This is a genomic window from Nocardia shimofusensis NBRC 100134, from assembly GCF_001613125.1.
Lineage (GTDB): Bacteria > Actinomycetota > Actinomycetes > Mycobacteriales > Mycobacteriaceae > Nocardia > Nocardia shimofusensis.
Genome location: NZ_BDBT01000021.1, coordinates 37,700 through 48,767, shown reverse-complemented (window position 1 = coordinate 48,767; position 11,068 = coordinate 37,700). Strand labels below are relative to the sequence as shown.

Annotated in this window: 8 protein-coding genes and 1 pseudogene; 5 read left to right on the top strand and 4 right to left on the bottom strand. The window is 68.8% G+C overall.

What is annotated here, in order from left to right; translation table 11 throughout:
- Positions 1-148: 148 nt before the first annotated feature.
- The 5 genes and pseudogenes from NS3_RS30675 to phoU all read left to right on the top strand — a co-directional run bounded on the left by NS3_RS30675 (position 149) and on the right by phoU (position 6,989).
- Positions 149-753 (top strand): annotated as a pseudogene (locus NS3_RS30675) (DUF937 domain-containing protein).
- Between the two features lie 555 nt (positions 754-1,308).
- A complete protein-coding gene (locus NS3_RS19885) occupies positions 1,309-2,274 on the top strand; it encodes an acyl-ACP desaturase (RefSeq protein ID WP_067861964.1) in 966 nt (321 codons plus the stop codon).
- Between the two features lie 146 nt (positions 2,275-2,420).
- Positions 2,421-3,563: a tRNA dihydrouridine synthase DusB gene (dusB, locus tag NS3_RS19880; protein WP_067861960.1), complete on the top strand. Its 1,143-nt coding sequence runs from the start codon at positions 2,421-2,423 to the stop codon at positions 3,561-3,563.
- Between the two features lie 140 nt (positions 3,564-3,703).
- Complete coding sequence (locus tag NS3_RS30130; RefSeq protein WP_245649706.1) at positions 3,704-6,229, top strand: LCP family glycopolymer transferase; 2,526 nt, start codon at positions 3,704-3,706, stop codon at positions 6,227-6,229.
- Between the two features lie 103 nt (positions 6,230-6,332).
- A complete protein-coding gene (gene phoU, locus NS3_RS19870; RefSeq protein WP_067861953.1) occupies positions 6,333-6,989 on the top strand; it encodes a phosphate signaling complex protein PhoU in 657 nt (218 codons plus the stop codon).
- Positions 6,990-7,098: 109 nt separating this feature from the next.
- Here phoU and pstB read toward each other — a convergent pair whose 3' ends face one another.
- The 4 genes from pstB to pstS form a co-directional block, all read right to left on the bottom strand.
- Positions 7,099-7,875, bottom strand: coding sequence for a phosphate ABC transporter ATP-binding protein PstB (gene pstB, locus NS3_RS19865; RefSeq protein ID WP_067861950.1), 777 nt, complete (start codon positions 7,873-7,875; stop codon positions 7,099-7,101).
- 18 nt (positions 7,876-7,893) lie between these two features.
- Entirely contained in the window at positions 7,894-8,799 is a 906-nt protein-coding gene (gene pstA / locus NS3_RS19860; RefSeq protein ID WP_067861947.1) for a phosphate ABC transporter permease PstA, read from the bottom strand.
- Positions 8,799-9,773, bottom strand: coding sequence for a phosphate ABC transporter permease subunit PstC (gene pstC / locus NS3_RS19855; RefSeq protein WP_157101435.1), 975 nt, complete (start codon positions 9,771-9,773; stop codon positions 8,799-8,801). The genes pstA and pstC overlap by 1 nt, the downstream gene beginning before the upstream one ends.
- An 88-nt stretch (positions 9,774-9,861) precedes the next feature.
- The gene (gene pstS, locus NS3_RS19850) at positions 9,862-10,971 is read right to left on the bottom strand and encodes a phosphate ABC transporter substrate-binding protein PstS (protein ID WP_157101434.1); all 1,110 of its coding nucleotides are present in this window, start codon (positions 10,969-10,971) and stop codon (positions 9,862-9,864) included.
- Between the last annotated feature and the right edge of the window lie 97 nt (positions 10,972-11,068).

The following is an 11,068-nucleotide window of genomic DNA, read 5'->3' as shown; positions in this document are numbered from 1 at the left end:
GGTCCCCCCGGCGCTCTCACCGCGCGCGACAGAGAGGGGTTTCGGCATCGTCGCAGCAACCATGAAACAGGGTATGCCCGACGGGTTTTCCTTTACTGTGGGGACGTCACGGGCATACTCGTGGCTTATTTCTACACAGGCGGAGCCGATGACTTCCTTCGACGAACTGCTTTCCAACGTTCCGGTCACCCAGATCGCCGACCAGCTGGGTGTGGACGAAGCCACCGCGCGCACGGCCGTGCAGGCCGCGTTGCCGACCCTGCTCGGCGGGCTGCGGGCAAACGCGACGCAGCCGGAGGGTGCGGCGGCGCTGATGGGCGCGCTGAACAAGCACGATCCGAGCCTGGTGGCCGGCGCAGGTTCGGTGGACATCGAGAAGGTCGACGCGGCAGACGGCGCCAAGATCGTGGACAAGGTCTTCGGCGGGGAGAAGAACCCGTCATCAGCGCGCTGGGTGCCACCGAGGGCACCGGCGGCAACCAGCTCGTCGCCCAGCTGCTGCCGATCCTCGCGCCGATCGTGCTGGCCTACCTGTCCAAGCAGCTGCTGGGCGGCAATGCCGCGCCGCAGGCCCAGGCGCCCGCGCCGGCCCCGGCCCCCGCGGGCGGCGCGCTCGGCGACATCCTCGGCGGGCTCATCGGCGGCAGCGCCGGCAACGGCGGCATCGGTGCCGTGATCGGGAAGGCCATCGCCGAGAACGCGGGCGGGGCGCTCGGCAACGTTCTCGGCGGGCTGCTCGGCGGCAAGCGCTGAAACCGATCCCGGCCTCGGCGCCGGGAGGCCGGCAACGGCCTGCCCACCGCATCGGCGGACAGGCCGTTGTGCGTGCACGAGACGACACCCGGCGGAAAATCGGTAATCGGGCTGATCAGGCACGGCGTGAATCGACACAGAGCTACCGGAGCCGGGGCGTGAACAGACACAGGGGGCCGTCGGCCGCGCGCCGGATGCCCGCGCGGCCGGGCACCGCCGTCGGCCCAGCACAGTCGCCGTTTCCCCTTCGACGCGGACCCGGCGCTAACGAATCGGCCGCCGTGCCGATAGAGACGGGAACGAGGGTCGCGGCGCGGGGCTTCCAGCCCACTCGCCGCCCGGTCGGGCATACACTCGGAGTGGCCGCAGCCTGCGGCAATGCCGTCGCGGGGACCATCGTCGTCCGGCGTGGGGACTTCGGTCCGCACTTCGGGTCCACACCGCCGATAGCGTTCCGTATCACACCTACGGTGCCGTAAGGTATGGCCGCATCGGGCACGGTCCGCTCCGACAAACAACCTGCAAGAGCGCACGCAGACTATGAAGGGCTGATACATGGCAAGGGATCTGACTCAACTCGAGCTGCTCACGGAGTTGGAGCCGGTTGCCGAGGAGAACGTCAACCGTCACCTCTCTCTGGCCAAGGAATGGCATCCGCACGACTACGTCCCGTGGGACGAGGGGCGCAATTTTGCGGCGCTCGGCGGCGTGGACTGGGATCCCGAGCAGTCCAAGCTGAGCGAGGTCGCCAAGGCGGCCATGATCACCAATCTGCTCACCGAGGACAATCTGCCCTCCTACCACCGGGAGATCGCCGAGAACTTCTCGCAGGACGGCGCTTGGGGGACCTGGGTCGGCCGCTGGACCGCCGAGGAGAACCGCCACGGCATCGTCATGCGTGACTACCTGGTCGTCACCCGTGGCGTGGATCCGGTCGCGCTCGAAGAAGCGCGCATGATCCACATGACCAACGGCTTCGCCTCCCCCGCCGACGCCGACGCCGGCTTCCTGCACTCGGTCGCCTACGTCACCTTCCAGGAGCTCGCCACCCGCGTGAGCCACCGCAACACCGGCAAGGTCTGCGACGATCCCATCGCCGACCGCATGCTGCAGCGCGTGGCCGCGGACGAGAACCTGCACATGATCTTCTACCGCAACATGTGCGGCGCGGCCCTGGATCTGGTGCCCGACCAGGCGCTCGACGCGATCACCTTGATCCTGGAGAACTTCCAGATGCCCGGCGCGGGCATGCCCAACTTCCGCCGCAACGGCGTGCTGATGGCCAAGCACGGCATCTACGACCTGCGTCAGCATCTCGAAGAGGTGGTGCAGCCGGTGCTCAAGAAGTGGGACATCTTCGAACGCAACGACTTCACCGCGCGCGGTGAGCAGACCCGCGAGCGGCTGGCCGCCTTCCTGGAGAAGCTGTCCCAGGACGTCGTCAAATTCGAGGAGCAGCGCGACCGCATGCTGGCGCGCGAGGCGAAGAAGCGCGAACTCACGGGGGCGACCGCGGGCTGATCTCCGCGCACTCGCACGACCCAGGGCACCGCCGCCGGGCTTCCGGAGGCGGTGCTCTCGTCTGTCGTGCGTGTGGCGCGTCCTACACCCGGTTCGGGCGTCCGGCCTGCCGTGGGCGCGGTGATGAGACACTGGAGACCGTGACGATGACTACCGAGGCGAAGACCACGCTGCGGATCGGCCCGTATCCGGTCGACCCGCCGGTTGTGCTCGCGCCGATGGCGGGCATCACCAATCTGGCGTTCCGCAAGCTGTGCCGGGAGTTCGGCAGCCCGACGTCGATCTACGTCTGCGAGATGATCACCGCCCGCGCGGTGGTGGAACGCAACGAGAAGACGCTGCACATGATGTCCTTCGACGCCGACGAGCATCCGCGTTCGATGCAGCTCTACGGCGTCGACCCGGAAACGCTCGGCGAGGCCGTGCGCATCATCGTCGGCGAGGGCTGGGCCGATCACATCGACATGAACCTCGGCTGCCCGGTGCCCAAGGTGACCAGGCTCGGCGGCGGCGCGGCGCTGCCCTACAAGCGGGCGCTGTTCGCCCGCATCGTGCGCGCCATGGTCGCCGCCGCCGAACCGGCCGGCGTGCCGGTGACGGTGAAGTTCCGTATCGGCATCGACGACGAGCACCACACCTACCTGGACACGGGCCGCATCGCCGAGGGCGAGGGCGCCCGGGCGGTCGCGCTGCACGCGCGCACCGCCGCCCAGCGCTATTCCGGGCAGGCGGACTGGTCGGCCATCGCCAGGCTCAAGGAAGCGGTCACCACCATCCCCGTACTGGGCAACGGCGACATCTTCGCCGCCGAGGACGCGGTGCGGATGATGGACGAGACCGGGTGCGACGGCGTCGTGGTCGGGCGCGGATGCCTGGGCAGACCATGGCTGTTCGCCGAACTGCAGGCCGCGCTGCGCGGTGAGCCGCTGCCTGCGCCGCCGAACCTCGGGCGGGTCGGCGAGATCCTCTACCGGCACGGAGCGTTGCTGTCGGAGCATCTCGGCGAGGACAAGGCGATGCGCGATCTGCGCAAGCACATGGCCTGGTATCTGATGGGCTTCCCGGTCGGCGCCGATCTGCGCCGTTCGTTCGCGACGGTGTCGAGCCTGAACCAACTCGGCGATCTGATCGGGCAACTGGATCCGGGGGCGCCTTTCCCCCGGCACGCGGAGGGTCCGCGCGGGCGTCAGGGCTCGCCGGGCAAGGTGGCGCTGCCGCACGGCTGGCTCGACGATCCCGACGATCCAGCGGTCCCGGCAGCGGCCGATGTCATGCACAGCGGCGGTTGATCTGCGGAAACGTTGTTGCGGCGTAGCCGATTTCGCACCGGACTGCCTGACCGTGGCGGAATCGTTATCATTGGCGAAATCGTTTCGTGCTGGTCGAGCTCGGCCCAAGCGACAGCAAAGAAGTAAAGCGAGGTTCGTTGGTGGGTGACGATCGGCACGGGCATGCCCAGCGGCCCGGAGGTCGTGCCCCGTGGGAGCGCACTCCCGCGGCGGAGGACGAGCAGGAGGGCGTCTGGACCTCACGGCGTTCGAGGCACGGTGAGACCGACGACGACGCGGCCCCGCTGACCGTTCAGGATCTCGTCGAGAAGGTCGACAGCGAGCGCATCTCGCGGCGCCGCCGCGCCGATCCCGCCGGCGCCCGATCCGCCCGGCGTGACGCCGACCCGGCTGCGCCCGCTCGTCCCCCCGCCGCCACGCCGCCACGCGGTGTGTCCGGTGCGCGCAATCCCGAGGCCGCGCCGCGTCGCGGTGCTCCCGATATCCCGGCCTCCCGGCCCCCGACCGCGGGCGCGTCCCCCGCGCCTCGCGCCACCCCGCCCGGCGCACCGTCGTCGCGGCATTCCGCTCCCGCCGAGCCACCGGCCGCGCCCCGTCGCGCTCCTGCGGCCGACAGTCCCCCCGCGCGTCGCGCCGCCTCGGCCGACCCCGCCGCGACCCGCCGAACCGCCCCCGCCGAGCCACCCCCGCCGCGGCGTGGCGCCGCCGCGGAGCCGACCTCGACACGTCGTGCCGCCACACCCCCGGGCCGCGGCGAGTCCACCCGACGCGGCCGGACCTCGCCCGTCGTCGAGGACATCACGGGCGGACAGCAGGTCGCCTTCGCGGCTCCGGCACGGGGCAAACGCGGCGCCCCCGGCAAGGCCGTGCCGCCGGAACGGGCCGAGGAGGTCACCGACGTCCTGCCGCCGGTGGCCGACGACAAGACCGGCCGCGGCAGCCGGTGGCCGGTCGGCCGCCCCGGAAGGGCCACGAAGGCTCGTGACCTCGAGGCCGCGGTCGGCACGGACAGCGGCGGCACCGACAGCGGCGGCAAGGGCGGCCGCGACGCGAAGGGCAGCGGCGACGCGAAGGGCGGCGGCGACGCGAAGGGCGGCTCGCGGGCCGAGCCGAAATCGGTGCCCAGCGCTCCACTGTCACGGGCGGCCGCCAACAAGCAACGCCGCAGCCGCAGGGCCAGGACGATGGGCCGTTCGATGGCGGCGGTGTTCGCGGTGCTCGCCCTGCTGACCACCGGCGGCGGCTGGAGCTACCTGCAGTCGACCAACAACAGCTTCACCCAGGTCTCGGCGCTCGACGGCAACCCGGAAGACGTGGTCGACGGCGACGCCCAGCTCGGCGACGAGAACTATCTGATCGTCGGCACCGACACCCGCGCGGGCGTGAACGGCAAGATGGGCGCGGGCACGCTCGAGGACGCCGAGGGCGCCCGGGCCGACACCGTCATGCTCGTGCACATCCCGAAGGACCGGCGCCGGGTGGTGGCGGTGTCGTTCCCCCGCGACCTCGACGTCACCCGGCCGCAGTGCGACCGCTGGGACAACGACAATGCCGACTACACCGACGAGACCTTCCCCCCGGCGATGGGCGACAAGCTCAATGCCGTGTACGCCCTGGGCGGTCCCCGCTGCCTGGTGAACGTGGTGCGCAAGATGACCGGCCTGAACATCGGTCACTTCATCGGCATCGATTTCGCGGGTTTCGAGGCGATGGTGGACACGATCGGCGGCGTGGAGGTGTGCTCGAACCAGCCGCTCGAGGACGGCATCCTGGGCACCGTACTGGAGAAGGCAGGCAAACAGGTCGTCAACGGCCACACCGCGCTGAACTTCGTGCGCGCGCGCCACGTCTACGGCGAGGAACGCAGCGACTACGACCGGATCAACCGGCAACAGCGGTTCATGGCCTCGCTGCTGCGTGGCGCGCTGTCGAGCAATGTCCTGCTCGATCCCGGCAAGCTCAACGGCTTCATCAACGCCTTCACCAAGCACACCTTCGTCGACAATGTGAAGCCCGAGGATCTGCTGCGACTGGGTCGTTCGCTGCAGAAGGTCGAAGCGGGCGCGGTCACCTTCCTGACCATCCCCACCGCGGGCACCACCTCCTACGGCAACGAGATCCCGCGCGAGACCGACATCAAGGCGATCTTCTCCGCGATCCGCGACGACCGGCCGCTCCCCGGTGAGCAGACCCCGGACGAGCCGCAACCGCAGACCCCGCCGGAACCGCAGACCCCGCCGGAGTACGTCGCGGTCGATCCGGAGACGATCAGCCTGCTGGTCTCCAACGGCTCGGGCTACTCGGGCCTGGCGGCCGCCGCGGCGACGAGGTTCGGCAACGAGGGCTTCTCCATCTACAACACCGCCAACTTCGAGGGTGGCACCTCCTCGGTCACCAAGGTCCGCTTCTCCTCCGGGTACGAGGCCGAGGCGGCCACCGTCGCGAGCGCGGTGCCGGGCGCGAGCCTGGAGATCGACGAGGATCTGGGCGGCATCGTCGAGATCGTCATCGGCGCCGACTCGGCGAACGGATTGGTGGTGCAGAGCCCGACCGACGTCGGCGCGACCATCACCGGACTGCCCGCCGTGGGCGCGTCCAAGGAAACTCCGCTGGAACTGCCCGAAGACCTGGAGCACGTCAACGCGGCGGGCGAGTTGTGCGCGTGAGCCGACCACCCGGGCGATTCCCGGGCGGTCGGCAACACCGCCGCACCCTTCTGTAACCCACCGTTGGTGACGTGGTCGCCACACCGCACTACGCTTTGCAAGCATGCGTGTCATCTACAACGAGCAAATGGCCGATCTCGCCTCCCTTCTCGGCGAGATGGCCGATCTGGCGGGTTCGGCCATGGACCGGGCCACCCAGTCGCTGCTCCAGGCCGACCTCGCACTCGCCGAGCAGGTGATCGGCGAGAGCGATCGCATCGGTGAGTTGATCGCCGACGCCGAGGAACGCGCGTTCGCGCTGCTCGCGCTGCAGGCGCCGGTCGCCGGCGACCTACGCCAGGTGGTCAGCGCCATCCAGATCGTCAACGATGTCAATCGCATGGGCGTGCTCGCGGTGCACGTGGCGAAGGTGACCCGCCGTCGCCATCCCCAGCCCGCCCTGCCCGAGGAAGTCAACGGCTACTTCGCGGAGATGGGCCGGATCGCGGTCAACATGGGCCACAGCGCGCGGGAGGTGCTCGAATCCCGCGATCCCGAGCGCGCCGCCCAGCTCAACCAGGACGACGAGGCGATGGACGACCTACATCGCCATCTGTTCACCCTGCTGATGGACCGGGAATGGAAGCACGGCGTCGCCGCCGCGGTCGACATCACGCTGCTCGGGCGCTACTACGAGCGCTTCGCCGACCACGCCGTGGAAATCGGCAGACGGGTCATCTTCCTGGTCACCGGCGAGCTCCCGCCCGACAAGGACAACTGAGACACCCCGACACGACAGCAGGCCCGCGCGACAATCGCGCGGGCCTGCTGTATGAGCGAGGGTGAGCCGGACCGGCTCACCCCACCACGGGTTCTGCCGGAGCGGCCGATCAGCCGAAACGGCCCGAGATGTAATCCTCGGTGGCCTTCTGGCCCGGGTTGGAGAAGATCTTCTCGGTGTCGTCGATCTCGATCAGCCTGCCCGGCTTGCCCTGGGCCTCCAGGTTGAAGAAACCGGTCTGATCGCTCACGCGCGCGGCCTGCTGCATGTTGTGCGTGACGATGACGATCGTGTAGTCCTTCTTCAGCTCGGTGATCAGATCCTCGATCGCCAGAGTGGAGATCGGATCCAGCGCCGAACAGGGCTCGTCCATCAGCAGCACGTCGGGCGAGACCGCGATGGCGCGGGCGATGCACAGACGCTGCTGCTGACCGCCGGACAGGCCGCCGCCCGGCTTGTCGAGCCGGTCCTTGACCTCGTTCCACAGGTTGGCGCCGCGCAGCGAGCGCTCGGCGACCTCGTCGAGTTCCTTCTTGTCGCGCACGCCCTGCAGACGCAGGCCGGCCACCACGTTGTCGCGGATCGACATGGTGGGGAACGGGTTCGGGCGCTGGAAGACCATACCGATGGTCCGGCGCACACCGACCGGGTCGATGTTGTCGCCGTAGATGTCCTCGCCGTCGAGCAGCACCGCGCCCTCGACACGGGCGTTCGGAGTCACCTCGTGCATCCGGTTCAGCGAACGCAGCACGGTGGACTTACCGCAGCCGGACGGACCGATGAACGCGGTCACGCTGCGCGGCAGCACGGTCAGCGAGACATCGGCCACGGCGTGGAACTTGCCGTAGAAGATGTTGAGTTCTTTGACGTCGATCCGCTTGGCCATGTGAGTTTCCGTTCGCTTCTATCGGTTCCGCGTGAGCAGCTTGTTGACGACCGCGGCAGCCCCGTACAGCAGCGCGATGAGCAGGATCAGCGTGAGCGCCGCGCCCCAGACTCGTTCGCGACCGGCCGCCTCGGGGTTGGCCAGCTCCTGGTAGATCAGCAGCGGCAGCGAAGCCATGTTGCCGTCGAAGAGATTGGTGTTGATGGACTTGGCGTAACCGACCAGCACCAGCACCGGCGCGGTCTCGCCCATCACGCGGGCCAGCGCCAGCAGCATGCCGCTGATCATGCCGGGCGCGGCGGTCGGGATGACGATCCGCACGATCGTCTTCCACTTGGGGATGCCCAGCGCGTAGGAGGCCTCGCGCAGCTCGTCGGGCACCAGCTTGAGCATCTCCTCGGTGCTGCGCACCACCACCGGCAGCATCAGCAGCACCAGGGCCAGCGAGACCGCGAAGGCGCTCTGCGGCGCGCCGAAAGTGGCGATCCACAGCGCGAAGATGAACAGCGCCGCGACGATCGAGGGCACACCGGCCAGGATGTCGACCATGAAGGTGGTGACCTTGGCCAGCCTGCCCTTGCCGTACTCGACCAGGTAGACCGCCGCCATGATGCCCAGCGGCACCGCGATGACCGCGGCGACCGCGGACTGGACGATCGTGCCGTAGATCGCGTGGTAGACGCCGCCGCCGCTCTGCTCCGGCAGGATCCCCTTCTGCGAGTTGGTCCACCAGGTCGAGGACATGATCGCGCCGATGCCCTCGCCGACCACCATCCACAGCACCCAGCCCAGCGGAACGAGGGCGATGGCGAAGCACAGGGTCACGACGGCGGTGGCGAGGTTGTTCTTGAACCGCCTGGCGGAACTCACATGCCGGAAGGTGGGCGCCTTGACCGGCTGATCGAACTTCGTGAGCGTGGTCATCAGCCGTTCACCTTTCCGCCTGCGGCGAGCCGGGCCAGCGCGTTGACCACGAAGGTCAGCGCGAAGAGGACGAAGCCGGCCGCGATGTAGGCGCCGGTGGGCAGCGGGGAACTGAACTCCGATGCCGCCGAAGCGATCTTGGAGGCGAAGGTGTAGCCGCCGTCGAACAGCGACCAGCTCCCCGCCTGTGCCGAAGTCCGCAGCACGATGAGCACCGCGATGGTCTCACCGAGCGCACGGCCGAGGCCGAGCATGGAGCCGGCGATGACGCCGCTTCGCCCGTAGGGCAGCACGGTCATCCGCACGACTTCCCATTTCGTCGCGCCGAGCGCCTGCGCCGCCTCGATGTGCGAGACCGGCGTCAGGTTGAACACCTCACGCGAGACCGAGGTGATGATCGGCAGGATCATCACGGCGAGCACGATGCCCGCGGTGAAGATGGTGCCGCCGCCGGAGATCGAGACGTTGCCGTCGTCGAACAGGAACAACCAGCCGAGGTTGTCGTTGAGGAACCGCTGCGCCGGCTCGATCTTCGGGGCGAGCACCAGAAAGCCCCACAGGCCGAAGACGATCGACGGGACCGCCGCGAGCAGATCGATCAGCGTGGCGAACGGTCGCGCGACCGGCTTCGGCGCGTAGTGGGTGATGAACAGCGCGATGCCGATGCCGATCGGCACCGCGATGGCCAGCGCGAACAGCGAGCTCAGCACCGTGACCATGAACAGGTCGCGGATGCCGAACCGAAGATGGTCGGCATCGCCGGTGCTGAACTCGGTGCTGGTGAAGAAGTTCGCCTCGTTCGCCATGACCGAGGGGATTGCGCGAATCAGCAGGAACAGCGCGATCAGCGCGATGGCCGCGACGATGGTCGCACCGGCCGCTGTCGCCAGAGATCGGAACACGACCTCCATTCGCTGACTGGGGACGCTCCGCGCCCGCTTGGCGGACGGTTCGGGGCTCGGTTCACTCGGCATAAGCGCAGTATCTCCAGCCGCTGCCGAGCCAGTCGAGTCGGACTGGCCCACAGCGGCCACCTCGGGGTGCACGGTCATGGCTACGCGATCAGGAGATGGCGTCGATGGCGGCGGTCAGCTTGGTCTTGAACTTCTCGGGGATCGGGATGTACCCGTTGTCCTCGAGACCGGTCTGACCGTTGGTGACGGCCGACACCAGGAACGCCTTGACGGCGGTCGCGGTCGCGTCGTCGGCGTAGTTCGAGCAGACCACCTCGTAGGTCGGCAGGATGATCGGGTACGCGCCCGCCGAGGTCGGGTTGTAGAACGAGGAGACGTCGAGCACGAGATCGTTGCCCTCGCCCTTGATCTTGACGCTGTCGATGGCCTTACCCGCCGACTCGACGGTCAGCTCGACCGGCTCGGGACCGGCGGAGGTGACCACCCGTGCGACCGAGAGGTTCTGCGCCTTCGCGAACGACCACTCGTTGTAGGTGATGGAGTTCTTGGTGTTCTTCACCGCGGCCGAGGTGCCCTCGTTGCCCTTGGCGCCTTCGCCGACACCGCCGGCGAACGACTTGCCCGCACCCTTGCCCCACGCGCCCTGCGAAGCGGCGTCGAGGTAGAGCTGGAAATTGTCGGTGGTGCCCGACTCGTCGCTGCGGAACACGACCGCGATGGGCGCGGCGGGCAGCGCGGCGTTCGGGTTGAGCGCCTTGATCTCGGGGGCATCCCAGGTCTTGATCGTGCCGTTGAAGACCTTGGCCGTGGTCGGGCCGTCCAGCACCAGATCGGTGACGCCGTCGATGTTGTAGGTGATCGCGATCGGCCCGAAGACGGTGGGCAGGTTCCACGCCGGGGAGCCGCAGCGTTCCTGGGCCTTGGCGGGCTCGCCCTTGCTCTGGCTCAGCGGGGAGTCGGTGCCGCCGAAGTCGGTCTGTCCACCGAGGAACTCGTTGACGCCCGCACCCGAACCGCTCGAGGTGTAGTTCAGGGTGTACCCGTCGCAGTTGGCCTCGTAGGCGGCCACGAAGCGCTCCATGGCGTTCTTCTGCGCGGACGAACCGCTCGACTTCAGCGCAGTCGTGCCACCGCAGGCCACGCTGCTGTTGGCCTCGGCGGTGCCGTCAGAGGAGTTGTCGTCGCTGCCGCAGGCGACGAGCGGCATGGAGACCGCCGCCAGCACACCGACGAAGGCGCTGCTCCGCTTGAAATTCACTGTTCCTCCGGGGATCGCTTCCGACACGCCCGGTCCCTCACCGGCCCGGGCGGGTGGTCATGGTGGCCGTTCACACGAACTCGCGCACCGGGCAACA